The organism is Modestobacter sp. KNN46-3, assembly GCF_011039295.1.
Genome location: NZ_JAAKGN010000007.1, coordinates 41,829 through 64,223, shown reverse-complemented (window position 1 = coordinate 64,223; position 22,395 = coordinate 41,829). Strand labels below are relative to the sequence as shown.

The window sequence follows — 22,395 nt, the reverse complement described above, 5'->3', positions numbered from 1 at the left end:
TGGGGTGGTGATCACCGCGCAGATGGGAACCACCTCTCAAAGCGTCAGGGTCAGGTTCGGTGGCGAACCGGCGCGGTCACCACGGCTCGCCCGTGCGCGAGTCAGACGAGTTCGGGTCCGGGGCTAATCCGACTCGGTGTGGAGTATGCGACGCAACCGCTCTGTGATCGGCATGGACACCACCGGCGCTCCGCGGCTCGATCAAGCGATTAATCGCCCCACGTAGGCATCGTTTACTCATCGAAAACGTACTGAGGCGAGCTGATGCAGCCCACGTCGACCAACGGCATACGTACTGCTCAAAGCGACATGTCGTCAATCGCCAACGTTGATCAACTACCTCAAGATCAAATCGCAGGGTTATAGGTTCAAGTCCTACCGGGGGAGCACCAGCAGGCCCCTGACCAGCGAAGAGGTGGGTCAGGGGCCCTCGCCATGCCCGGGCCGACGGCTCGATCCCCCTGTAACCCCCCGCTTGCGCCGCGCAGATTGGCTCGACCCCGTACTCCTGGGTTTGCTGGGTGAGCTGTAGCCAACGATGAGCGGAACGGGCGGTCGAGCTCCGCCGCGACAAAAGCCGACGCCGACCGCAAGATCACGTTCGCCCGGCGTAGCTCCCGCTCCGCACGCTCCAACTCCGCGAGCCTGCTCGCGTCATGAGTGGTCGTCCCAGACCGAACGCCATCGTCGAGCTCGGGCTTGGTGACCCAGCCGCGCAGCGTCTCAGGAATGATCCCCAGCTGCTCACCGATCCGCGTGCAGGCGCTCGGCCGAGACGCGGGGTCCTTCCGCGCCTCGATGGTCATCGGGATCGCCCGCTCACGCAGCTCGTCGGGGTACTTCCGTGGGTCAGCCACGCTTCATCTTCCTGGATTGGCTGCCTCCATCGAACCCGGCGTCAAGACGACGTCCGGGCCGTGGACGTCGTGCTCGGTCGGGAAGTGATGCAGCCACTGGTGCGCGAGGGCGTCCGCCCCGAGGGCTCCGGTGTCGTGTGCGTTCTCTGGCTGGCCGAGGTGGATCTTCCCGTCGGGCCCGACCACCGGGTAGTTGCTCTGATGATCGCCTTTGCCCGGCAGGCCGGCCACCAGGTCTTCCAGCCGCTTGTCCGGGGTGATCCGGGACAGCGTGTCGGTGTTCACCAGGTATAGGTGACCAGCGTGCCAGCAGTCTCCGGTCACGGCGCTGGTGACGCTCCACCGGTCGCCGGAAAGGTCGAGAACACCTCCCAGTCGCCGCTGTCGACGTCGACCTTGAGCGCCCGCGGCTTGGCCTCGACCCTGTGGCCGCACTCGATCACGGAGCAGTTGCCCTGGTCATCGAAGCAGCAGTGCACCGGCTCGTTGAAGTTCTTCGCGACGAGCTCGGTGGTGTAGCCCTCGAAACGAGGATGTGCTCCGGCCGGTAGCGGCGGGGCCGTCACCGGTGCAGGCGCACCCGCAGCGTGAGCGGTAACAGGGGCGCTTACTGGGTCCCCGGAAAGCGTGTCGATCATCGGGGCGAGCCGAAGTCGCTTCAGGGGCGTCGCGACGGACCTCGTCCTCGGCTCCGGCGGCAGCGCCTGCTCGCGCTGAGGACCCTCGGTGCTGGCCCCGTCAGCTGGCCGGGTCGAGGACGTGGTCGAACACGGCGCCCGTCCCCTGCGCCTGCACGTACTTGTCGACCAGATCGACCACGAGGTCCTTGGTGGACCACTTCGTCGGGTGGTACAGGCCCAGCGCGGTGTTGAGGAGCACGTCCCCGGTGTAGACGACCGCGAACACCGAGTTGACCGCCTTCTGCCCACGCAGGCCCCGCGAGGCGGCGACACCGTAGGCGGCCCCCCACATCATCCCGAGCGAGAAGTGCGTCACCCAGTTCAGACGCTGGCGACCCTTTGGTGTGGTGGGATGGATGGGCGTGATCTTGTCGGCGAAGTCCGCCGGTGCAAGACTGTCGCCGCGCTTGGTGATCGGCATCTCGACGAACTTCTGGAACGCCGTCATGACGACCGTTCCGGCGACCCCGGCCACCACGCCGCGTCCGATCGTGCTTCCGAGCGAAGACTGCTTTTCGGTGGGCATTCGGCCGCCGTACCCAGATGCCGCCTGACGACACCGCCGGGCAGGTAGGAATGCCGGACACGACGACAGGGGATGGACGACGACAGGACCGCGCATCCGTCGCGCGCGGCTGGTTCCTGCTCGACTCGACCGCTGATGGGACGACTGGCCCCCGCTGTGCCCACCGCGATGATCGACCCGGTCGCCGCGACAGTCGCGGCGGTCGTCGCCGCGCAACTCATGGAAGCGCCGGCGTACCTCCAGCGTGCGTGGGGCGCGCCCGTGCACCAGGACATCTTCGAGGAGGGCGGTTGCATCCTGCGCGCGCCCGCGCGGTGGCGGCGTCTCGCCGGTTGGCTGGGGCACGCGGCGCTGGCCGTCGCCATCGTGCTGATGTTCGCAACGTTCTTCGCCGCGGTCGCCCGCAACGACGACCTCGCCTGGTGGGGCCTGCTCGCCGGCGCGGTCCACGGGTTGCTCGGCGGTGTCGTCGTCGGCGCCTTCGTCGACCTGCATCCGCACATGCCGGACCGGGTGCCGGCCCCGGGGGACTTCTACCGCCGCTACGGACGGCGCGACGTCATTACGTTCGTCGTGGGTCACCTGTGGTTCGGCTTCGCCGTGGGGGTGCTCTACGCGCTCCTGCACACCCAGCTCCCGCCCTCGGCGGCCTTCTGATCTACCGCCCTCCGGATCACGTCGTGGTTCCGGGACCCAGCCGTCGTACTCGCTCCGGCGATCCGGGCAGGCCGGGACCGCGCGCGTCGGTTGCGCCGCATGAAGTGCAGGAGTGATCCCACCCCCGCCAGAAGGCGGCGCGGGGAGCGAGGTCGGGGCTCGACCTCCCGCTGTCAGTCGGTGAAGCGGACGGCCTCCAGCCGACGGCGGTCCACCTGCACGCTGAAGACATCCGCCCGGCTGTAGTGACCGGTCGGGTCGAAGTTGTGTCGTTCTTCGGCCACTCGGCGCAGGTCGAGATCGGCCATGACGAGCCGCTCCTCGCCCACGACGGGCTCGACGACCCATGATCCGTCAGGTGCGGCGATCGCCGACCCACCGCGGCAGTAGTCGGTCACGCCGGCCTCCTGGAGCTCCGCGTAGAGGGGGAAGTCGCTGGACACGTCCGACAAGGAGATCAGGCCGTTGGCCGCGAGAGAGAACACCCGACCCTCGAGAGCCACGAACCGGGTGATGTCGGCGGTGTTGCGCGGATTGCCCGGCCACACGCTCACGTGCAGCTCCGCTCCCTGCGCATAGAGCGCGTGACGCGCCTGCGGCATCCAGTTCTCCCAGCAGTTGAGCCCACCGACGCGGGTGCCCGCGTACCGGTGCACTTGCAGGCCATGCCCGTCGCCGGTGCCCCACACCAGGCGCTCTTCGTACGTGGGCATGAGCTTCCGGTGGGTGCTCACCACGCCGGCCAGCGGATCGATCGCAACCAGTGTGCAGAACACGGTCCCGCGGGCCGACTGCGTCCCTCGCTCCGTGGTACCGAGGTAGACGAAGAGCCCCAGATCCCGCGCCGCCTCGGTGATCTGCCTGATCTCGGCGCCGTCCATCGCCACGGCCGCCTCGAGGTACGCCGCGTACGCGCGCTTCTGCGCCGGGTCGTCGAACCGTGCGCCGCCGGTCAGCTCCAGCCAGAACGGGTAGCCGGACAGGAACGTCTCAGGAAAGGCCAGCAGTTCGACGCCCTGCGCCGCAGCGTCCTCGAGCCAGGCAAGGACCTTCTTCGTCGTGGCCTGGGGGTCCAGCCAGCACGGACGGGCCTGAGCAGCAGCGACACGCACGTGCCGACGATAAGCCACCGTCGAGGTTCTGGTCTCGACCGCGATCCGCATCGGAGCGAGGTGAGCGGGTACGAGGAGAGCCTCGGGGTAGGACGCCGGGGCGAAGGATCTCCGCAGCGCGCGTGACCCGGCGCGATGGCGACGCGCGCCGAATGACAGCAGGAGGAGCGAATGGGCCAGATCGCGTACGTCTCCGAGGTGCGGGTCGAGCGCCTGGGCGGGCCGCTGCGGGCGGCATACCTGCCCGGCGAGGAGGAGCCCACCGTGTACGGGATGCACGGTTCCATCGCCGAGCACTACGGGGCGCAACCGGGCCAGTTCCCCCCTCATGCCAGCACCATCGATCACCTCGTGGGTGCCGCGCTCGGTTAGCTCACCGGGACGTTCGCCGGAGCCCTGGCGGCTCGGCGGATCGACCCCACCGGTCTGGTGGGGCACGCCCGGGGTGAGGTCGAACTCGAGGGCAAGGTCCTCGTGGTGAAGCGCATCGCGGTCACCTACACAGGCTTGGTCCTCTCACAGCAGGACGGCGAGAAGGTCCAACGGGTGCTCCGGATCCACGCCGACGGCTGTCCTGTCGCGCGGAGCCTCAAGGGATCGATCGAGATCACGACGGAACTCGGCTGAGCCGGAGGACCAGCCAAGCGCCCCTCGGCAACGACGGCGCCCCGTCACTGCCAGCGTGGATGCCGGCGGAGCCGTCACGAGGTCGAGGAGGGCCGCAGACGCGGACCGGGCAAACTTGCCTCCGCCCGAGGAGAGAAGACGTCGAAGGAGAGCCCGTGCCCAGGATCGAGCCGCTGTCCCGAGAGTCCCTGCCCCAGTACGAGGACACCTTCCGCCTGGTGGAGGCAGCCCTGGGTGTCCTGCCCAACAGCACGCTGACCATGGCCCGCCGGCCCGAGATCATGGAGGCGTTCGCCCGACTCAACGCCGTCGTCATGGCCGAGGGAACAGTCGGCGGCGTCCTCAAACAGCTCATTGCGACGGTCGTCTCGGGTGCCGCCGGGTGCGCCTACTGCCAGGCGCACACGTCCCACGTCGCCGAGCAGCGCGGCGCCGACGTCGCCAAGTTGGCCGCCGTGTGGGAGTTCGAGGTCAGTCCCTTGTTCACGGAGGGGGAGCGGGCGGCGCTGCGCGTCGCCCGAGGTGCCGGCGTGACCCCCAGTGCGGTCACGGACGAGGACATGAGGCGGTTACGGGATCATTTCGATGATGACCAGGTCGTCGAGATCGTTGCGGTCATCGCGAACTTCGGCTTCCTCAACCGCTGGAACGACACGATGGCCACACAGCTCGAGCGCTCACCCCTCACCTGGGCCAGCGAGCACCTCGGGGACACCGGCTGGGAGGTCGGCAAGCACTCGAAGTCCTCCGAGTGACGACGGGCCCCGCCCTGGCCATCGAGGTCCGGCATCAGCTGGGTGACCCAGGTGATCGCCCTGCAGGAGGGGCGGGTTCGCGTCCGAGCAGGTGGCGTCGTGGGCCTCGGACCGTCGGGCTGGTCCACGACGGCGGGCTGAATGGGGGGTGTCATGCGAGGGCGGCGGATCTGGGCGCTGGTCCGGCTGATCGTCGAGACCCAGACGCAGGAGATCGACGAGATGCAGCGACTGCTCGACGAGCTCGGGGGCTGAGCCGACGTGCCGCGGGGGCGGCGGCTGGGTTCTCCGCCCCCGACCTGCGCCGCGCTCAGCCCGCTGTCACACCGATCCCCGGAAGGTCATGCGCCCTCAGCGCTCGCTGGTCCAGCGCCGACAGGGGCCTGACCTGGCAGGGAGTCGCTCAGCTGGACGCTGCGTCCGAGGCCGTGGCGGCGTCGAACGGCGACGGGGAACGCGTCGTCGTCGTCACGACGGATGCCCTGCTGAAGTCGTCGGACGGGCCTTCGAGGTGCAGGTCAGCGCCTGACGGTCAGGACAACTGGTCGGCGAGGCCGGTGAGGCCGGTGGCGCGCAGCGTCGCCGGGGTGAAGGAGTCGGGGTAGGGGGTGCCGGTGCGGTTGATCCACGCGGTGGACAGGCCGGCGCGGGCGGCGCCGTCGATGTCCCACGGGTGCACGGCGACCAGCAGCATGTCGGCCGGGTCGGTTCCGCAGGTCCGGGCGGCGTACTCGTAGGCGGTGCTGGCCGGCTTCCAGGCGCCGGCGTCCTCGACCGACAGCAGCGCCTCGAACTGGTCGCGGATGCCCGCACTGCCCAGCAGCTTCTCCGAGACCTGGGTCGATCCGTTGGTGAGGGTGACCAGGCGCCGTCCCGCAGCCCGTAGGGCCCGGATCCCGTCGGGCACGTCGGGGTGGACCGCCAGCTCGGTGAAGCCGCTCATGACGTGGTCGACTGCGGCGTCGACGTCGCGGTCGAGGTCCACGCCGTGCAGCACGGTCCGCAGGGCGTCGGTCCCCACCTCGGCGAAGGAGTGCGATGCGCCGGCGCAGGTCAGGGCGAACCCGTCCCGCAGCAGGGTGGCGAACCACAGCTTGGCCAGGTGTGCCGGGGCTCCGACATCGGTGAACCGCTGGGCCATCGGGCTCATGTCGGACAGGGTCTCGTTGACGTCGAAGACGATCACGGACGGCGAGGGGGCATCGGAACTCCCGGGAGGTGATCGGTCGTGGGGGCGGCGGTCATGGGTGCTCGGTGCTGGAGGCCACCAGCACGAGGACTCGGGGAAGGGTCGTGAGGTAGGCGCCGAGGACGTCAGCGATGCCAGGGCGCGCGTCGCCGAGCCCGGCCTGTTCAAGAGCGGCGGGGTCGGCGGCCACCTGCCAGGGCAGCCGCCGGGCGGCCTCGACCGCCCGCCGCTGCAGACCGTCGGCGGTGGCACGTGCGGCGGGGACCTGGGGGCCCAGGTCGTTCCAGGCGGCCTCCAGCAGACCGCGTCCGGCCAGGCTGCGCCAGATGCTGTTGATGATGGGCGTCTCGAGTTCGGCGCGGATCCGGCCGTAGAGCCTGGGGGCCGGGGCGTCCTGTGGTGACGGCGCCGGATTCCGCGGCCGCACCGGGCGCGGCTGGGGTGCCTCCCCGGCTGCGGGCGGTGCGTCGAGGTCACCGTCGAGTGCGATCCGCAGGCCGGCGGCCAGCAGGAGCATCCGGCTCAGGGGCTCGGCGAACTCCGCCAGGGCGGCCCGCACCTCGGCGTCGGCGGGCGGCCTCACCGCGTCCTGCACCGAGGCGACCAGTTGCTGCGCTGCCTCGGCGAACGACGGGTGCGACAGCACTCCAGCGGCCTGTTCGTGGGCGAGCAGGAGATGGCCCGGACACAGAGCCAGCGACTTGAACAGGCTGGGGACGAACGGCATGGACTCCAAGAGGTCGGCGTAGACGGCGGCGACAGCGCCGGTGGCGTCGGCCTCCTCGACCATCGGGTAGCCCACGAGCCCGTCGGCGTCAGCGCCCACCGGAACCTCCTCCTTCCCGGCGGCCGTACTCCACCTGCTGGAACTGGTCGGCCGCGGTCTTCGCGGCCAGTGCGGTGCGATCTGCGACCCGGTGACGCTGCGGGAAGCTGCCGGCGCCCCGCCGCAGATCGCCGCTGACTCGCTCCGCGGCCGGGGAACTCGGCCGGCCGGCTCGTCCGCTCCAGGGTGGTACGGACGCCGCCGGCGGCCCGGCCGAGCGTTGTCGTGACCCGGTCGTCCCCATTCCGCGGTCCCCCTCCGACGACGTGCCCCGCCTGGGGCCATGCCCGGTCTGCCGCCTGGGCAGTCCACCCCGACCGCGGATTTCCGACAACAGCCGTGGGGGTACCCGGCCGGGCGGCGGCCCGGGCGGTGGTCGACTCCGTCCTTGGTCGAGCGGGGTGACGGTCGCCGGGCCCTCGGAAGCCCGCGCAGGGAGCGGCCGGCGGTCGTGGTCGGACTCAGCTCAGCTGTCGCCCGGCGATCCCTCGTCGTGTCGCGCGGTGGGCCGGGTGCCGCGGGTGGCAGCGAAGCCGAGGGCGGCGGCGAGGAGCAGGAGGACGCCGCCGAGGTAGTAGACGGCGCGGATGCCGATGGTGTCGGCGAGCAGCCCGCCGACACCGAGGCTGGCCAGGCGTCCGGCCTGCCAGAGCAGGTCCATGAGGGCGAAGACCCGTCCGCGGGTGCGGTCGGTGACGTGCGACTGGAGCAGGCTGTTGAAGGTGACCGCGCCGGTGGAGGTGCCGAGGCCGTACACGGCCAGGGTTGCGGCAGCGATGGGCAGGGAACGGGCCGAGGCGAGGACCAGGTCGACCAGCCCGCGCAGGACGTAGGGGCCGAAGACGTACAGCGGGCGGCGGGGGTCGGGGATGAGCCGCAGCAGGAGGGTCGGTCCGAGGGCGGCGCCCACGCCGATGGCGCCGACGAGCATCCCGTAGGCGTTGGCCGGCGCGGCCAGGTGCTCGGCGGCCAGGACGACGAGCAGGGCGCTGGTGGCGCCGGCGGACAGGGCGGCGAGCAGTTGTCCGATGGCCAGAGCGCGCAGCAGTCGGTCGCTGCCGACCAGGGCCACGCCGGCGCGGGCCTCGGTGAGCAGTCGGCGGCGGCCGACCTCGCGCGGCGGCTCGGGCGGCCGCAGGCCGCGCAGCGCGAGCGCGGAGACGAGGAAGCTGGCGGCGTTGACGCCGAACGCCCAGCCCGGGCCCACCAGGGCGACCAGCCCCCCGGACAGCGGCGCGAGGAGGATCTGCGAGAGCACGGCCGCGGTCCAGACCGCGCTGTTGGCCGCGACCAGCTCCCGGTCGCTGACCAGCGAGGGCAGCACGCTGTTGGCGGCCGGGTTGAAGAACACCGCCCCGGCCGAGAGGCCGAACGCGACCGCGTAGACCACCAGCGGGTCGTCGTGCCAGATCACGAGGACGCCGGCGAGCAGCGCGCGGAGCAGGTCGGCGGTGATCATCACCGCGACGCGGGGCAGCCGGTCGACGACGACGCCGGCCGCCGGAGCGATCAGCAGCACGGGGATGATCTCGGCGACGACCACGCCGGTGACGCCCAGACCTGAGCCGGTCAGCCGGTAGATCAGGATGGCCAGGGCGACGAAGCTGAAGACGTCGCCCCACTGGCTCACGGTCCGAGCCGCCCACAACCGGCGGAAGCCCGGTTGCCTCAGCACTGAGCGCATCCCCGGCTGCCGTGCGTCCGTCACGTGGCGCCCGCTCCCTTCGGTGGCCTATGTCCCGTGGAGCTCATACCCGAGCCGGGCGACACGCTTCCGCAGTTGCTGTCTCGATGGAGGTCGAGTCCGCCGGCCGCGCGATCCGGTCCCTGCCCGTCGAGACGTCCATCGGTGCGGCGCAGAGTTCACGGATGGCCCTACTGCGAGGACATCGGTCACGGCGACAACTCGACCTGGTCAGCCCCCGGCTCACGGGTTCTGCTGCGTTGGAGGGTCTCGTGGCACGTCGACTCAGAGAGGCGGAGCTGGCGACAGGTCCAGGTCGGTCTGCACCAGCTGGTTGAAGTAGTTGGTGAAGAGGTCGAGCGCGACGTGCGCCGACGTCTCGTGAGCTCGGCGTCGGTCCAACCCGCGTCGAGCGCCACCTGCCACGTGCTGCCCTGGACGGTGCCGACGTTGCCGGTCTGCTCACAGGGAAGGGCGCGGTGCTGGTCGGGAGTGCGGGCGATGAGCTCGGCCTCACTGCCCACCGTGCCGCCGATACGGGATGCCGCAGGCGGAGTACGAGGTCGCCCAGCCGCGCTCGAACATCACCACGTCGAGGTCAGGCTGCCGCTTCTTGGCCTGAGATGCGGCACTGCCGCCTGCGGCGTCCCGGCCGGTCACCACCACGCGACGTCTCATGAGGGCTGACGCTGGGCGAGCTCCTGCTCGGTGGGCTGATCGCCGACCTCTTCGGGATCCGAGCCGTCTCCCACCTAGGTGCGGTCCTGCTCCTCGCGGCCGCAACCGCGGGCTCGGCGGGGCTGGGCGCCACTGGCTCGGCACGACCGGAGCCGAGGCCGTAGCGGTCAGGACCTCGACATCGGAACCGAGGCGACACGGCCGGCGGTCTGGGGCGGGGGTCTGTCTGGGCGGCCGCAGCGTGGCTGCAGGAACGGCGCCTGGCCGGCCGCCGTTGACCGCGCATGAGATCCCGCGTGCTCCGACCCCTGCTGATCCCCGCGTCGGGCGTCGCCGTGCTGCTGTCAGGGTGCGGCGGATCGGGAGATCCCACGGCCACGGGCCCGGAGGTGCTCGCGGCCGAGGAGGCGTTCGTCGAGGATCCGGTGGTGCTGCCCGACCCATCCGGCACGTTCGCCACCCTGCAGGTCTCGACAGACCTCGAGATGGCCTGCGCTGTCGTGTTCGGGAGGAACGAGTCCCTCGGTGACGGGATCGCGACCGACGTCGACATGGGCGGTGGGGCCCACGCCGACCACGAAGCCGTCATGAGCGGGTTGCAGCCCGACAGCGAGTACTTCTACCGCGTGCAGGGATCAGGGGCCGACGGCAACCTCTACCGCAGCGAGCTGATGAGCTTCCGGACCCCGCCTGCTGAGGCGCCCAGCACGCCGGGTGAGAACGTCGCGCTCGGCACAGAGGTCGTCGACGTCAGCTCGGTGTTCTCCGACGCCTTCGCCGCAGCCAACGCCGTCGACGGTGACCTGGCGACCGAGTGGTCCAGCGACGGCGACGGCGACGATGCGTCGATCACGATCGACCTGGGTCGACCGGTGGACGTGGTCGGGGTGGCGCTGCGGAGCCGGTCGATGAGCGACGGCACGTCCGTCGTGGAGACCTTCACCGTGACCGTCGACGGCGGGGAGACCTACGGCCCGTTCGACACCGGCACCACGTTCACCGTCAACGAGGCCGAGTTCACGGGGCAGGTGCTGGAGATTGACGCTGAGCAGAGCAGTGGCGGCAACACCGGCGCGGCCGAGATCGAGGTCTACGGGGCGCCCTGATCGCCTGCAGCGACGGCGCAGGCCCAGGACGTCGCCGCCGAGCTCGACCATTCCGATGTGACGCATGGCACAGTCCCGGCTGAACCGCTGCGACGCCCGTCCGCGGGCGGACGGCTGCCGTCTCGCATCCGAGAGAGGAACTCGATGACCGTGCCAACACCGCACGCCTCGGCCCCCGCAGAGCCCGCCGTGGCCACCGACGTCCTGGTCGTGGGTTCCGGCCCGGCCGGGGCGGCCGCGGCGCTGCTCCTCGCGACCTACGGGACGTCGACGCTGCTGGTCACCAAGTATGGCCGGCTGTCCGACACCCCGCGTGCGCACATCACGAACCAGCGCACGATGGAGGTGCTGCGCGACGTGGGTCTGGAGGAGCGGCTCATGCGGGAGGCGACGCCCTGGGAGTTCATGGGCAACACGACCTTCTGCACCAGCCTCGCCGGCGAGGAGCTCGGCCGGGTCCCGTCCTGGGGCACCGACACGGTGCGGCACGCCGACTACGAGCTGCAGAGCCCGTGCGCGATGCTCGATGCGCCCCAGACCATCACCGAGCCGATCATGGTGCAGGCCGCGCAGGACCGCGGGGCGCGGGTCCGGTTCGACACCAGCTACGTCTCCCATGTCCAGGACGACGACGGCGTCACCACCACGCTGCAGGACCGGCTGACCGGCACGACGTACACCGTCCGCTCCAAGTACCTGATCGGGGCCGACGGCGCACGCAGCCAGGTCGCCGCCGACCTTGACTTGCCCTACGAGGGCCCCGGCGCCGTCGGTGGTGCGCTGAGCATCGTCTTCGAGGCCGACCTCTCCCGCTTCGTCGCGCACCGCCCGTCGGTCCTCTACTGGATGCTGCAGCCCGGCGCGGAGAAGGAGGGCGTCGGCCTCGGCGTGCTCCGGATGATCAAGCCGTGGACCGAGTGGATGCTCATGTGGGGCTACGAGGTCGCCGGCGGCCCGCCGGACCTCAGCGACGAGGTGGTCCGGGAGCTCGCGGTCGGGCTGGTCGGCAGTGACGACTTCGAGATGCGGGTGAAGTCCCGTTCCCCGTGGACGGTGAACCACCACTTCGCCACCACGATCGCCCGGGGGCGGGTCTTCTGCGCCGGCGACGCCATCCACCGGCACCCCCCGACCAACGGGCTGGGCTCCAACACCTCGATCCAGGACACCTACAACCTGGCCTGGAAGCTCGCGCACGTGGTGGCCGGGACGGCGGACCCGTCGCTGCTGGACTCCTACGACGCCGAGCGCGCACCGATCGCCCGGCAGGTCGTCGAGCGGGCCAACCAGAGCATCGCCGACACCGGGAAGATCCTCAGCGCCCTCGACCTCGAGCACACCGAGACCGACGCGCTCGAACGCCAGCTCGCGCTGTGGAAGGCGCCGGGCGCGGAGGGGGAGAAGATCCGGGCCGCCGTCCGGGAGGCCATCGCCTACAAGGCCCACGAGTTCGACGCCCACGGCGTCGAGCACAACCAGCGGTACGCCAGCTCCGCGGTGGTCCCCGACGGGACGCCGATGCCGGAGTACCGGCGGGACCCCGAGCTGTACGCCCAGCCCACCACCTGGCCCGGCGCCAAGCTGCCGCACACCTGGGTCACCCGGGGCGGGGTACAGACCTCCACCCTCGACCTGGTCGGCCGTGGCCGGTTCAGCGTGCTGACCGGCATCGGCGGGGAGGCGTGGCTCGCAGCCTCCCGCACCCTCGGCGAGCAGGCCGGGCTGTCGATCACCACCGTCTCGATCGGGCCGGGTCAGCCCGTCGAGGACCCGTACGGCACCTGGGCCGACCTGCGGGAAGTCGAGGACGGCGGCGTCCTGCTCGTCCGGCCGGACGGGTACGTCGCCGCCCGGTACCCGTCCTCACCGCCGTCGGAGCAGCAGGCCGCCGACTGGCTCGCCGCGGCGCTCGGCGCCGTCCTCGGGCGCGACCTCAGTCAGGTCTAGGAGCAGGAGCCTGCGGTGCGGCTCGGCCGCACCGCAGGCTCGGACGAGCCAGTCGCCTGGGCCGTCGGCCAGGGTTCCCGTGGTCGTCCGGACGGCTCCGGGGCAGCGGCTCCGACGGCGGTCGGGTACCTGCCCGTCGGGGTGGGTGCCCGGTGACGGCGTTGCTCAGGCCAGGCGGTAGCCGGCCTGGCGCACAGCGGTGTCGACGTCCTCGGCGGACACGGGTGCGGTCGAGGTGACGGTCACGGTGGACACCCCGCCCGGGGTCAGGTCCACCAGGACGTCGGTGACGCCGGGGAGCCCCTGGAGCGCGGAGGTCACGACGCCGGCGCAGTGTCCGCAGGTCATGCCATCCACCCCGTACGCCGCTGTCGCCTGCATCCCGGCCGGGGGCGTGGTCGCCTGCTGCGGAGCAGCCGGGCTGCAGCTGCCACAGCCGCCCGATGCCACGGAAGGCGTTCCGCGACGCGTGATCTCGATGCTCTCAACAGCCACTTCCGGGCCCTCTCTGCTGAGTGTCACTGCTCCTGTCGAGCTCGTGCCCACACCCCGACAATAGTACCCCCCGGGGGTATATGCCACACGGCCTGAACGGTTGTGCGGACCATCTCGATTCCACGCAGGTAGCGTCGAGGCGTCGGCGGACCGTTGGTCAGGTCCACGCAGGCGGGGACGATCGGGGGTGTCATGCGGGGGCGGCTGATCTGGGCGCTGCTCGCCGTGGCCGCCGTCCTGGCCATGCACGGCGTGCAGTGCATGGGCGGGGTCGACTCGCCCCACACCCCGCTGGCCGCGTCAGCCTCGCTCGACTCCCACCATGGCGCCGTCATGGGGTCGGCCGACGGGATGCACCCCGTCGCCGCGCCCGCAGCCATGCCGCTCGACTCGGCCCCCGATGGCATGCCGGCTCATGGGGCGGACATCTGGACGCTCTGCCTGGCGGTGCTGTTCGCAGTACTGACCTGCGTGGGCGTCGCGGCGCTCCGGCGCGGGCGGCTCACCCTCCTGCTGCGAGGCCCGCCGCCGTCGCTGCGCGTGCTCCGGCACCTCCACCGGCCCGCCCCGGCGCCGGATCTCGCGTCGCTCTGCCTCCTGCGGATCTAGGCCGAGTGCCCCCACCCCGTCAGCACCTCTGCTGGCACGGGGAGCACCGGCATGCCCTCATCCGCAGGTAGACAGGAGACATCTCGATGACCCGCACCACCGCACGACTCGCCCGCCTGACCGGTGGGCTCATCGCCGGCGCCGTCGTCCTCACCGGCTGCGCCGGCGAGGACGGCTCCGCCGCCGACGCAGGCAGCGCCACTGCCCAGGCCGAAGGGTTCAACGACGCGGACGTCGCGTTCGCGCAGGGCATGATCCCGCACCACGAGGGCGCCCTGACGATGGCCGAGGTGGCCGTCGACCGTGCCGAGGACCCGCGCGTCCGCGACCTGGCCGAGCGCATCGAGGCCGGGCAGGAACCGGAGATCGACCTCATGACCGGGTGGCTGGAGGAGTGGGGCCAGCCGGTCGAGCCGGACTCCATGGACGGCATGGACCACGGCGGCATGGACATGGACGGCATGGACATGGCGGACATGCCCCCGGCCGGCGCCGACTTCGACCGGATGTGGCTGCAGTCGATGATCGAGCACCACGACGGTGCCGTCGTCATGGCCGGGACGGAGATCGACGAGGGGCAGGACGACGAGGCGGTCGACCTGGCCCGGGCGATCGCCGAAACCCAGACCCAGGAGATCGAGGAGATGCAGCGCCTGCTCGACGAGCTCGGCGGCTGAGCGCCGGGGCGGGGGCGGCAGCTGGGTCCGCCGCCCCCGCCCCTCGTCCGCGCCCGGCCCGCTGTTCCCGTGATCCCCAGGAGACCTGATGTCCGTTCTGCCCTGCCCTGCCCGCCGCCGTCCTGCCCAGTGGTGGTCGCCCGCCGCCTCCGTTTCGGTGCTCCTCGTCGCCGTTCTGACCGGGTGCTCGTCGTCCGGTTCCGACCGAGCACCGGACACCGCGGTCGCCACCGCGACCGGGCGGCTGCCGACCAGCCACGTGCACGGCGTCGGCATCGACCCGGGCAGCGGCTCGGTGCTGGTGGCGACCCACGAGGGCCTGGTCGAGGTCGCCGACGGGGCGGTGACCCCGGTCGGGCCGACGATCGACCTGATGGGCTTCACCGTCGTCGGCCCGGACCACTACCTGGCCTCCGGTCACCCGGGGCTGCACTCCGACCTGCCGAACCCGGTCGGTCTGATCGAGACCACCGACGCCGGCCGTACCTGGTCGCCGCTGTCCCGGCAGGAGGAGTCCGACTTCCACGGCCTGACGGTCAGCGACGCCGGGGTCCTCGGCTTCGACGGCTCGCTGCTGTTCAGCGAGGACGGCCGCGCCTGGGAGCCGCTTCCCATCCCCGCGGAGCCGCACACGCTCGCGGCGTCCCCGGACGGAATGCAGGTGCTGGCGACCACGGAGCAGGGCCTGCTCCGCTCCACCGACGCAGGGTCCTCCTGGTCGTCCGTCGAGGGGGCGCCCCTGCTGCAGGTGGCCACCTGGGTCGACGAGCGCTCGGCCATCGGCGCCACTCCGGCCGGCGCCGTCTGGGTCACCGCCGACCGGGGCCTGACCTGGGACGAGGTGGCGGAGCTGGGTTCGGCTCCCGAGGCCGTGACGGCGACGTCGGACGGCGAGGAGGTGCGCATCGTCGTGGTCACCACCGCCGCCGTGCTGGAGTCATCGGACGGCGGACGGACCTTCGAGACGCTGCTGGCGCGCTGACGCCGGCTCGTGGACGAGCGCCCGCTCGGGCTCGGCCTCGTGGTCGGCGTGGCGGTGGCGAACGGCGGTGCGACAGCAGGTCGGCGACGCCGGACGGCTGGGTCAGGGGGCGACGGGCACCCGCACCGCTCCTGGCTGCGCTCCGAACAGCGGCCCGCGCGGGAGGGTCGCCGGTCGTGGCGTGAGGTGCACCCCGGCGATCATGCACCGCACCGATCCGCCCGCCAGCTCGACGGTGGGCACGGCCACCGGCAGCAGCTGGGTCGTGGCCTCGATCCGCCGGCGCTGAGCCGGGGTGAGGCTGGCGGCGGCCCGCGCGGAGAGCGCGAGCAGTGGCCCGTCCCGGCCGGTCAGCTCGATGGCGTTGCCGGCGAACTCGCGGACCTGCTGCTCGGAGAGCTCGATGACGTCTCGCCCCGTCGCGGCCAGCCGGTCGGCCACCCGGGCCCGGTCGGTGGGCGTTCGGATCATCCCGAGCCCGACCAGCGCCACTGCGCTGCCCACCGACATCAGCACGTTGGTGTGGTAGACCGCCCGGCCCTCGGCGTCGGCCGTGTCGAACAGCACCGCCTCGTAGCCGAACGTGGCGCAGAACCGCTCCAGCGCCTCGGGGTGTGCCCGGTGGGAGCGGGAGACGTAGGCGACCCGCTCCTGGTGGTCGAGCACCATCGCCCCGGTCGACTCGAGGAACAGCCCGTCCCGCTCCATGCCGGAGAAGTCTACGACCTGGTCCACGCGGTACCGCTCCTGGAGCAGCTGGACGACGTCGGCTCGCCGCTCGCTGCGCCGGTTGACGGCGAACATCGGGTAGAGCGCCACCCGGCCGTCGGGATGGGTCGACAGCCAGTTGTTCGGGAAGACGCTGTCCGGGCGGTCGTGCGCGTGGTCCTCGAAGAAGTGTACGACCACCCCCGCCGACTCCAGCGCCTCGGCCAGCCGGGTCACCTCGTCGCGGGCCTGCGCGGCGACGGCGGCGGGGTCCGGCCCGGCGGGCAGCGACTGGAAGGCGTTGTCGACCCGGGTCAGCTCGTTGGGGCGGAACCGGTGCGGGCGGATGAGCACGACGGCTCCCGGCGCCTGCACGGGCACTGCCATCAGGCTCCGACCGGGTCGACGGTGATCCGACGGGCGGCGGCCCAGCGGTGCGGGACGTCGACGAGCGAGGTCATCCGAGCCTTCCTGTCAGGGTTGATCTTAAGGCTAGGAACGTGCGATGTGCACGCGCAACGAACATCCAGCTCGATCTCCGGCGGCCAGCTGAGCAGATTTCGCGTCGTGATTAGGCTTTCTGCATGACCGCGTTGACCGAGCTCGATCGCCGACTGCTCGCTGTCCTGCGCGAGGACGGCCGTGCACCCGTCGCCGAGATCGCCCGCCGGCTCGGGATCTCCCGGGCCACGGTCACCAGTCGGATGGACCGCCTGGTCGCGCAGGGCGTCATCGTCGGCTTTACCGTGCGGGCGCGGGAGGACGCGGTCGCGGGTGAGGTGCGGGCGGTGACGCTGATCGAGGTGGAGGGTCGCTCGACGGATGCGGTGATCCGCCGGCTGCGGGGCTTCACCGAGATCGATGCGCTGCACTCCACCAACGGGGGCTGGGACCTCGTGGCGGAGGTCCGCACCCGTGACCTGATGGAGTTCGACCGGCTGCTCGGCCGCATCCGCTCGATCGACGGCGTCGTGAACAGCGAGACCAGCTTGCTGCTGTCCTCCGTGCTGCGCTGACCCGCGGCCGGCCCGACGCCACCGGAGCCAGCAGCCGGCTGCGACGGGGCCGGTGGATCAGTCCTCGGTGAGCCAGACGGCGGTGTTCGGTGGCAGCGCGATGCTGCCGGCCGAGGCATGCACCCGCGACGTCGAGGCGAGCAGCACCTCACCGCGGGCGCGGACCAGCACCGTGGCCGAGCCCATGTTCACCACGCAGCGCACGGTCTCCTCGTCCCCGACGCAGCGGACGGTGAGGACGTCGCCGTCCGTGCGGACCGTGGCGTCCCCGGAGCCCAGGGCCGGGTGCGCCGCGCGGAGGGCGAGTGCCCGCCGGTAGAGGGTCAGCATCGAGCCGCCGTCCCGGGTCTGACTGGAGACGGCGTAGCCGCTCCACTCGGCCGGGATCGGCAGCCACGGCTCGGCCGCGCCGTCCGGGGAGAAGCCGACACCGGCGGAGTCGTTCCACGGCATCGGGACCCGGCAGCCGTCCCGGCCGGCGCGCTCGCCGCCGCTGCGGAAGAAGATCGGGTCGGTCTTCGCCTCGTCCGGCACCACGGCCTGGGGCAGCCCCAGCTCGTCCCCGGCGTACAGGTACGCAGACCCGGGCAGCGCCAGCATCAGCAGGGCGGCGGCCCGCGCGCGGGCGGTGCCGAGGGCGCCCCCGCCGAAGCGGGTGACCTGCCGGTCCTTGTCGTGGTTGCCCAGCACCCAGGACACCGGGGCGCCCACCCGACCGAAGGCGTCGAGCGCCGTCTGCACGCCGTCGGCGAACGCCGCGGTCTCCCACGGCGACTTGAGCAGCCGGAAGGAGAACGACTGGTGCATCTCGTCGGGCCGCGAGTAGAGCGCGACCTCGTCCAGGTCGGCCAGGCAGACCTCGCCGACCAGCATGGTGTCGGGGTACTCGTCGCAGACCGACCGCCACTGGCGCCACACGTCGTGCACCTCGGGCTGGTTCCAGGTCATCGCCTGCTCCGGCCCGTGGCCGAACAGGGTGGGGGAGTAGGCGCCCGGGTTGTCCCGCAGGTCGGCGTCCTTGAACAGGCCGTAGGCGACGTCGACCCGGAACCCGCTGACCCCGCGGTCCAGCCAGAACCGCAGCGTCTTCTCGAAGTCGGCGGCGACCGCCGGGTCCCGCCAGTTCAGGTCGGGCTGCTCGGGGGCGAACAGGTGCAGGTACCACCGGCCGTCCGGCGTGCGCGACCAGGCCGGGCCGCCGAACAGCGAGCGCCAGTTGTTCGGCGGCTCCTCCGACGGCGGGGCGAAGTGGTAGCGGGCGGCCTCGGGGGAGTCCGGGTCGGCCAACGCGGCCTGGAACCAGGGGTGCTGGTCGGAGGTGTGGTTCGGGACGACGTCCAGCACGACGCGCAGTCCGAGCTGGCGGGCGTCGGCGACCAGGGCCTCCAGGTCGGCGACGTCGCCGTAGTCCGGGTCGACCGCCCGGTAGTCACAGATGTCGTAGCCGCCGTCGGCCCCGCCGGAGGGGTAGTGCGGGTTGATCCAGAGGGCGTCGACGCCCAGCCAGGACAGGTAGGGCAACCGCGAGCGCAGCCCGGCCAGGTCACCGATCCCGTCCCCGTTGCTGTCGGCGAAGGAGCGCAGGTAGACCTGGTAGACCACGGCTGACCGCCACCAGGGCGACGGGGACCGCTGGGCCGCGACCTGCTGCTCGGTCGAGGTCCGCATCGTTGCGAGCCGACGTGACATGTGGACAACATCGGCAGTCGAGCCGGCGAACTGTGTGGTGCGCGTCACGAACGGCCGGCGTGGTCTCTGGCGGATCTCGCCAACGGCAGCGGCCTTTCGCGCCCCTGGTCCCGGTTCCCGTCTCTGCGTGGCGGTGGACGCTCTCGATGCCCGCGCATGACGCGACGACGGTGCCGACCTCGGCGGCCGAAGGCGGACGTCGGTGCTGCTCGACCGGGCTCCAGGGCGCTCGAGCGGCGGAGAGCCCGTGCAGCCGGGTCGTCATCGCCGCCGTGCGAAGGGGTCTTCATCCGTGCAGGCCGGGGAGGACCTCCGTCGTCCCAGGCGTCGAGCACGTGCACGAGAGGGGCATCTCATGGCCAGCTGGACACGCAGGACCGTCGCCACGGTCTTCGTCGGGACCGCCATCGCAGCGGGCGTCGCCACACCGGCGAGCGCGCAGCCCGTGAACGACCAGGACGGTCTGGTCAACGTCGCGATCGGCGACGTCACCGTCCTCCAGGACGTCAACATCGGCGTCGCCGCCCAGGTCGCCGCCACCATCTGCGGTGTGAAGGTCGGCCCGGTCGCCGTCCTCGGTCAGGCCGTGGACCGCAGCGGTGACACCCAGACGGTCTGCGAGACCGACCAGGGACCAGTCCGCCTCGTGCAGAACTAGTCCCGTCGCGCGCGGGTCCGTCCCGCGTGCTCCGCCCTCGACCGGGAGGCCGTGACCCCGCCTCCCGGTCGAGGGCCCCGCGCGGCCGGCCGGCTCTCGTGCAGGCTGCGCTGCGTCATGTCGAACGTGGCGAGCACCTCCATCAGGAACTCCGAGGCAGCGGCCGCCACCGGCAGGACGTCGTCGGCCTGGGTCTCCTCCAACACGGCCAGGAAGACGTCGTGGTGGACCCGGGCCAGTTCCAGCAGCCCCACCTGCTCGATGACGGCCGAGCGTCCCAGCTCGTACCCCCGGTTCAGTGCTGCCTCCTCGCGGCGCGGCAGGTAGCTGAGGAGGGCCACCCGGTAGTCGCGCGCGAGGCGCTCGAGCGGGCTCACCGGGGCACCGCCCGGGCGGCGGGTGCACCGATCCGCCCGGCCCCTGACCGGCGGGCGCCGCTGCCCTCGAGGAAGGCCAGCCCCTCTTCCAGGTCGAGCGCGGTCGCCACGGTCCCGGTGTCCATGCCGAGCGACACCATCGCGAACGCCACGTCGGGCTGGATGCCGACGATCACGGTCACCGCCCCGCGCAGCCGGGCCATCTCCCCGATGGTGCGCAGCGTGCGTGCGCCGAAGGAGTCGAGCACGTCGAGCGCGGCGACGTCGATCACCACCCCGCGGGACCGGTGCCGCCCGATCTGCTCGACCAGGTCCTCCCGGAACCGCTCCATCTCCGTGTCGTCGAGGGCCGTGTGGATGGACGCGATGAGGTGAGGGCCCTGGCGCAGGATGGAGACCAGCTTCGGCCCGGACATCAGGGGCTCGCCATGCCGCTGTCCCGGGTGACGGTGTAGCCGAGCAGCCGCTCGGCCTCCTCCAGGCCGCCCTGCAGGTCACCGATGGTGTCCATCTTGCTGAGGTCCACCCCGATGGTGACCAGGGTCTGCGCGATCTCCGGGGAGAGCCCGGTGATGATCACGCTGGCGCCCATCAACCGGGAGGCGTCGACGGTCTGGACGAGGTGGTTGGCCACCGCCTCGTCGACGTCCGGCACGCCGGTGATGTCGACGACGACGACCTTGGCGCGGTGGGTGCGGATGCCGGCCAGCAGCTGCTCGGTGAGCTGACGTGCCCGCTCGCTGTGCAGCACGCCGATGATCGGCAGGATCAGCAGCCGTTCCCGCACGGGGAGCACCGGCGTGGACAGCTCACGTATCGAGTCCTGCTGTTGGCGGATGACCCGTTCCCGCTCGTCGACGAAGCTCCCCGCGACGGTGATCGCGATGCGGTTGGCGGCGGGTTCGTAGGCGTCGAGCACCCGGTTGAGCAGGGCGAAGTCGAGCTGGTACTTCTCGAAGAGGGAGCGGGCCAGGACGTCACGCAGCAGCAGCACGATCCCGACCACCTCGTGCGTCTCGACCCCGCGGGGGATGATCCGCTCCGACAGGTCGCGGGCGTACCGCTGCAGCGCCTCCACGCTGCCGGTCTCCAGGACCTCCACGTAGTTGTCGTAGACCGAGGTGGTCTCGACCGTCATCTCCTGCGGGGTCATCGCCCGCAGCAGACCGGACTGCTGGATGCGCCCCGCCCACTCCTGGCGCAACCTCGTCCGGTGCTCGCGGAGGTGGGCGACCAGCTGAGGGAGCAGTTGGTGCTCGTCGTCCCGCTCGTACAGGTACTCAGGTGAGACCGGGGCCGTCCCCGCCGGCGCGGTGTGGTGCTCGTGGTCCGTCATCGTCCAGTCCGCCATTTCGTCATCGTCACCGTCGTTCCGCGGCCCATCTCCGACACCACCGCGAACTCGTCCATCAGTCGCCGGGCACCGGGCAGTCCCAGTCCCAGCCCGTCGTAGGTGCTGTAGCCGTCCGTGAGTGCCCGTTCGACGTCGGCGATCCCCGGTCCGGTGTCCCGCGCGACGACGCGCACCCCCTGGTGCGGGTGCTCGAGCAGTTCGACGAGGACCTCGCCGGAGCCGGCGAAGCGCACGATGTTGCGTGCGATCTCCGAGACGGCCGTCGCGATCAAGGTCAGGTCGGTCCGGGAGAAGCCGAGCCGGGACGCCAGTTCGCGGGCGGCCTGACGCGCCGCCACGATGTCGGCGTCGGACTCGACCCGGACCCGGACCTCGTCCTCCCTGGGCTGACCGCGCTCCATCAGGGGCTGGCTCAGGCGTGCGCACGACCCGCACTCCAGGAGGTGGCGGCCGGCGTCCACCTCCCGCTGCCGCCGGCGGTCGCCGCCGGAGAGCGCGAGCAGGACCGGGCGGCAGCGATCGGTGGGCGGCTCGACGCCCTCGACGGAGAGCAGGTACTCCACTCGCAACCGGGCTCGGGTCCGGTTCAGCTGGGCCGCGACGGCCCCGGCGGTCGAACCGAGCTCCCCGGCCAGCGACCGGGTGTCCCGCCCCGACACCTCGTGGGCGAGCAGCAGGTCGCGCTCCTGCGCCGAGAGCCGGGTGAGCGCCTGGGCGACCGCATCGCGCTCCTCGCGCGCGAGGAGGTCCTCGTCCACCGCGGCGGAAGGGCGCAGGTCGACCACCCGGTGCTGGTTCCGCTGGTGCCGGTCACGCTCGCGCCACTGAGAGGTCACCACGTTCCGGGCCGTGACGATCGCGTACGGCTCCAGCATGCCCGGCTCGACCCGTCCGGCGGCGGCGAGCACCCGCACCAGGGTCTCCTGGACCAGGTCGTCGACCGTCGCGGCGTCGGCGACGCGGGCGGCGATCACGCGGCGCACCATCGGGATGAGCGCGGCGATGTCAGTGTGCGGCGCGGGTTCGTCCGGTTCCTCGGCGGACCGCGCAGTCCCCACGGCCGGGACGCTACGCCAGTGGAGCCCGCAGCGGACCGGTGTGCCGGGTTCGGGTGCAGGCGCAGCAGACGACGACCCGGGAATGGCAGGGGGCCGTGCTCGAGGACGTGCCGGCTCAGCGACGGAGC

Annotated in this window: 25 protein-coding genes and 1 pseudogene; 11 read left to right on the top strand and 15 right to left on the bottom strand. The window is 71.8% G+C overall.

Going from position 1 to position 22,395, the window contains the following annotated elements:
- Positions 1-860: 860 nt before the first annotated feature.
- From G5C62_RS04030 to G5C62_RS04020, 3 genes are all read right to left on the bottom strand, one after another.
- A complete protein-coding gene (locus G5C62_RS04030) occupies positions 861-1,142 on the bottom strand; it encodes a hypothetical protein (protein WP_164700028.1) in 282 nt (93 codons plus the stop codon).
- Positions 1,143-1,177: 35 nt separating this feature from the next.
- On the bottom strand, positions 1,178-1,423 hold the full coding sequence (locus tag G5C62_RS04025; protein ID WP_164700027.1) for a hypothetical protein: 246 nt from the start codon (positions 1,421-1,423) through the stop codon (positions 1,178-1,180).
- A 172-nt stretch (positions 1,424-1,595) separates the two neighbouring features.
- A complete protein-coding gene (locus tag G5C62_RS04020; protein WP_164700026.1) occupies positions 1,596-2,063 on the bottom strand; it encodes a hypothetical protein in 468 nt (155 codons plus the stop codon).
- Positions 2,064-2,198: 135 nt separating this feature from the next.
- Here G5C62_RS04020 and G5C62_RS04015 point away from each other — a divergent pair, with 135 nt between their 5' ends.
- On the top strand, positions 2,199-2,720 hold the full coding sequence (locus tag G5C62_RS04015) for a hypothetical protein (RefSeq protein WP_164700025.1): 522 nt from the start codon (positions 2,199-2,201) through the stop codon (positions 2,718-2,720).
- A 173-nt stretch (positions 2,721-2,893) separates the two neighbouring features.
- Here the strand turns inward: G5C62_RS04015 and G5C62_RS04010 are convergent, their stop codons facing one another.
- Positions 2,894-3,883 (bottom strand): carbon-nitrogen hydrolase family protein, encoded by a 990-nt coding sequence (locus G5C62_RS04010; RefSeq protein ID WP_164700024.1) that lies wholly within the window; start codon positions 3,881-3,883, stop codon positions 2,894-2,896.
- Positions 3,884-4,003: 120 nt separating this feature from the next.
- Here G5C62_RS04010 and G5C62_RS04005 point away from each other — a divergent pair, with 120 nt between their 5' ends.
- The 3 genes and pseudogenes from G5C62_RS04005 to G5C62_RS03995 all read left to right on the top strand — a co-directional run bounded on the left by G5C62_RS04005 (position 4,004) and on the right by G5C62_RS03995 (position 5,214).
- Positions 4,004-4,204 (top strand): hypothetical protein, encoded by a 201-nt coding sequence (locus tag G5C62_RS04005; protein WP_164700023.1) that lies wholly within the window; start codon positions 4,004-4,006, stop codon positions 4,202-4,204.
- Between the two features lie 21 nt (positions 4,205-4,225).
- Positions 4,226-4,459, top strand: a pseudogene (locus tag G5C62_RS04000) (OsmC family protein); the annotation flags it as partial.
- Positions 4,460-4,614: 155 nt separating this feature from the next.
- The gene (locus G5C62_RS03995; RefSeq protein ID WP_164700022.1) at positions 4,615-5,214 is read left to right on the top strand and encodes a carboxymuconolactone decarboxylase family protein; all 600 of its coding nucleotides are present in this window, start codon (positions 4,615-4,617) and stop codon (positions 5,212-5,214) included.
- Positions 5,215-5,746: 532 nt separating this feature from the next.
- Here G5C62_RS03995 and G5C62_RS03990 read toward each other — a convergent pair.
- The 4 genes from G5C62_RS03990 to G5C62_RS03975 all read right to left on the bottom strand — a co-directional run bounded on the left by G5C62_RS03990 (position 5,747) and on the right by G5C62_RS03975 (position 9,591).
- Entirely contained in the window at positions 5,747-6,400 is a 654-nt protein-coding gene (locus G5C62_RS03990) for a haloacid dehalogenase type II (protein WP_206330456.1), read from the bottom strand.
- A gap of 55 nt (positions 6,401-6,455) precedes the next feature.
- Positions 6,456-7,229: a hypothetical protein gene (locus tag G5C62_RS03985; RefSeq protein WP_164700021.1), complete on the bottom strand. Its 774-nt coding sequence runs from the start codon at positions 7,227-7,229 to the stop codon at positions 6,456-6,458.
- A 466-nt stretch (positions 7,230-7,695) separates the two neighbouring features.
- Positions 7,696-8,913, bottom strand: a complete 1,218-nt coding sequence (locus G5C62_RS03980) for an MFS transporter (protein ID WP_164700020.1) — start codon at positions 8,911-8,913, stop codon at positions 7,696-7,698.
- Between the two features lie 513 nt (positions 8,914-9,426).
- Complete coding sequence (locus G5C62_RS03975; protein WP_241175688.1) at positions 9,427-9,591, bottom strand: hypothetical protein; 165 nt, start codon at positions 9,589-9,591, stop codon at positions 9,427-9,429.
- A 296-nt stretch (positions 9,592-9,887) separates the two neighbouring features.
- Here G5C62_RS03975 and G5C62_RS03970 point away from each other — a divergent pair, with 296 nt between their 5' ends.
- Positions 9,888-10,697: a discoidin domain-containing protein gene (locus G5C62_RS03970; RefSeq protein ID WP_164700019.1), complete on the top strand. Its 810-nt coding sequence runs from the start codon at positions 9,888-9,890 to the stop codon at positions 10,695-10,697.
- A 144-nt stretch (positions 10,698-10,841) separates the two neighbouring features.
- On the top strand, positions 10,842-12,644 hold the full coding sequence (locus G5C62_RS03965; protein ID WP_164700018.1) for an FAD-dependent monooxygenase: 1,803 nt from the start codon (positions 10,842-10,844) through the stop codon (positions 12,642-12,644).
- A 165-nt stretch (positions 12,645-12,809) separates the two neighbouring features.
- Here the strand turns inward: G5C62_RS03965 and G5C62_RS03960 are convergent, their stop codons facing one another.
- Positions 12,810-12,992, bottom strand: a complete 183-nt coding sequence (locus G5C62_RS03960; protein WP_241175687.1) for a heavy-metal-associated domain-containing protein — start codon at positions 12,990-12,992, stop codon at positions 12,810-12,812.
- Between the two features lie 339 nt (positions 12,993-13,331).
- Here G5C62_RS03960 and G5C62_RS03955 point away from each other — a divergent pair, with 339 nt between their 5' ends.
- The 3 genes from G5C62_RS03955 to G5C62_RS03945 all read left to right on the top strand — a co-directional run bounded on the left by G5C62_RS03955 (position 13,332) and on the right by G5C62_RS03945 (position 15,407).
- Positions 13,332-13,748 (top strand): hypothetical protein, encoded by a 417-nt coding sequence (locus G5C62_RS03955; protein ID WP_164700016.1) that lies wholly within the window; start codon positions 13,332-13,334, stop codon positions 13,746-13,748.
- An 86-nt stretch (positions 13,749-13,834) separates the two neighbouring features.
- Entirely contained in the window at positions 13,835-14,425 is a 591-nt protein-coding gene (locus G5C62_RS03950) for a DUF305 domain-containing protein (RefSeq protein WP_164700015.1), read from the top strand.
- An 88-nt stretch (positions 14,426-14,513) separates the two neighbouring features.
- Entirely contained in the window at positions 14,514-15,407 is an 894-nt protein-coding gene (locus G5C62_RS03945; protein ID WP_241175686.1) for a F510_1955 family glycosylhydrolase, read from the top strand.
- A 102-nt stretch (positions 15,408-15,509) separates the two neighbouring features.
- Here the strand turns inward: G5C62_RS03945 and G5C62_RS03940 are convergent, their stop codons facing one another.
- Positions 15,510-16,502, bottom strand: a complete 993-nt coding sequence (locus tag G5C62_RS03940) for a citrulline utilization hydrolase CtlX (protein WP_164700014.1) — start codon at positions 16,500-16,502, stop codon at positions 15,510-15,512.
- A 197-nt stretch (positions 16,503-16,699) separates the two neighbouring features.
- Between G5C62_RS03940 and G5C62_RS03935 the strand changes: the two genes are divergently transcribed.
- Positions 16,700-17,131 carry an Lrp/AsnC family transcriptional regulator gene (locus G5C62_RS03935; protein ID WP_036341527.1) on the top strand — a complete coding sequence of 144 codons (432 nt, stop codon included), beginning with the start codon at positions 16,700-16,702 and terminating at the stop codon, positions 17,129-17,131.
- 57 nt (positions 17,132-17,188) lie between these two features.
- On the opposite strand, the gene G5C62_RS03930 is transcribed toward G5C62_RS03935, so the two are convergent.
- Positions 17,189-18,799: a glycoside hydrolase family 13 protein gene (locus G5C62_RS03930; RefSeq protein ID WP_241175685.1), complete on the bottom strand. Its 1,611-nt coding sequence runs from the start codon at positions 18,797-18,799 to the stop codon at positions 17,189-17,191.
- A 376-nt stretch (positions 18,800-19,175) separates the two neighbouring features.
- Between G5C62_RS03930 and G5C62_RS03925 the strand changes: the two genes are divergently transcribed.
- On the top strand, positions 19,176-19,478 hold the full coding sequence (locus tag G5C62_RS03925; protein ID WP_036341521.1) for a hypothetical protein: 303 nt from the start codon (positions 19,176-19,178) through the stop codon (positions 19,476-19,478).
- Here the strand turns inward: G5C62_RS03925 and G5C62_RS03920 are convergent.
- The 4 genes from G5C62_RS03920 to G5C62_RS03905 are packed head-to-tail and all read right to left on the bottom strand — an operon-like array spanning position 19,475 to position 22,267.
- Positions 19,475-19,855 carry a phosphatase RsbU N-terminal domain-containing protein gene (locus G5C62_RS03920; RefSeq protein ID WP_164700012.1) on the bottom strand — a complete coding sequence of 127 codons (381 nt, stop codon included), beginning with the start codon at positions 19,853-19,855 and terminating at the stop codon, positions 19,475-19,477. The genes G5C62_RS03925 and G5C62_RS03920 overlap by 4 nt on opposite strands.
- Positions 19,852-20,271 carry an STAS domain-containing protein gene (locus tag G5C62_RS03915; protein ID WP_036341515.1) on the bottom strand — a complete coding sequence of 140 codons (420 nt, stop codon included), beginning with the start codon at positions 20,269-20,271 and terminating at the stop codon, positions 19,852-19,854. The genes G5C62_RS03920 and G5C62_RS03915 overlap by 4 nt, the downstream gene beginning before the upstream one ends.
- Complete coding sequence (locus G5C62_RS03910; protein ID WP_231558554.1) at positions 20,271-21,206, bottom strand: STAS domain-containing protein; 936 nt, start codon at positions 21,204-21,206, stop codon at positions 20,271-20,273. Before G5C62_RS03910 ends, G5C62_RS03915 begins: the two co-directional genes overlap by 1 nt.
- On the bottom strand, positions 21,188-22,267 hold the full coding sequence (locus G5C62_RS03905; protein ID WP_241175684.1) for a sigma-70 family RNA polymerase sigma factor: 1,080 nt from the start codon (positions 22,265-22,267) through the stop codon (positions 21,188-21,190). Before G5C62_RS03905 ends, G5C62_RS03910 begins: the two co-directional genes overlap by 19 nt.
- Positions 22,268-22,395: the final 128 nt, after the last annotated feature.

Coding starts and splice junctions, on each gene's coding strand:
- G5C62_RS03980 (WP_164700020.1), bottom strand. CDS start 8,913: ATGCGCTCAGTGCTGAGGCAACCGGGCTTCCGCCGGTTGTGGGCGGCT.
- G5C62_RS04005 (WP_164700023.1), top strand. CDS start 4,004: ATGGGCCAGATCGCGTACGTCTCCGAGGTGCGGGTCGAGCGCCTGGGC.
- G5C62_RS04015 (WP_164700025.1), top strand. CDS start 2,199: ATGGGACGACTGGCCCCCGCTGTGCCCACCGCGATGATCGACCCGGTC.
- G5C62_RS03965 (WP_164700018.1), top strand. CDS start 10,842: ATGACCGTGCCAACACCGCACGCCTCGGCCCCCGCAGAGCCCGCCGTG.
- G5C62_RS03925 (WP_036341521.1), top strand. CDS start 19,176: ATGGCCAGCTGGACACGCAGGACCGTCGCCACGGTCTTCGTCGGGACC.
- G5C62_RS03975 (WP_241175688.1), bottom strand. CDS start 9,591: ATGAGACGTCGCGTGGTGGTGACCGGCCGGGACGCCGCAGGCGGCAGT.
- G5C62_RS03915 (WP_036341515.1), bottom strand. CDS start 20,271: ATGTCCGGGCCGAAGCTGGTCTCCATCCTGCGCCAGGGCCCTCACCTC.
- G5C62_RS03940 (WP_164700014.1), bottom strand. CDS start 16,502: ATGGCAGTGCCCGTGCAGGCGCCGGGAGCCGTCGTGCTCATCCGCCCG.
- G5C62_RS03930 (WP_241175685.1), bottom strand. CDS start 18,799: ATGCGGACCTCGACCGAGCAGCAGGTCGCGGCCCAGCGGTCCCCGTCG.
- G5C62_RS04010 (WP_164700024.1), bottom strand. CDS start 3,883: ATGCGGATCGCGGTCGAGACCAGAACCTCGACGGTGGCTTATCGTCGG.
- G5C62_RS03945 (WP_241175686.1), top strand. CDS start 14,514: ATGTCCGTTCTGCCCTGCCCTGCCCGCCGCCGTCCTGCCCAGTGGTGG.
- G5C62_RS03950 (WP_164700015.1), top strand. CDS start 13,835: ATGACCCGCACCACCGCACGACTCGCCCGCCTGACCGGTGGGCTCATC.
- G5C62_RS04020 (WP_164700026.1), bottom strand. CDS start 2,063: ATGCCCACCGAAAAGCAGTCTTCGCTCGGAAGCACGATCGGACGCGGC.
- G5C62_RS03935 (WP_036341527.1), top strand. CDS start 16,700: ATGACCGCGTTGACCGAGCTCGATCGCCGACTGCTCGCTGTCCTGCGC.
- G5C62_RS03960 (WP_241175687.1), bottom strand. CDS start 12,992: ATGACCTGCGGACACTGCGCCGGCGTCGTGACCTCCGCGCTCCAGGGG.
- G5C62_RS03910 (WP_231558554.1), bottom strand. CDS start 21,206: ATGGCGGACTGGACGATGACGGACCACGAGCACCACACCGCGCCGGCG.
- G5C62_RS03955 (WP_164700016.1), top strand. CDS start 13,332: ATGCGGGGGCGGCTGATCTGGGCGCTGCTCGCCGTGGCCGCCGTCCTG.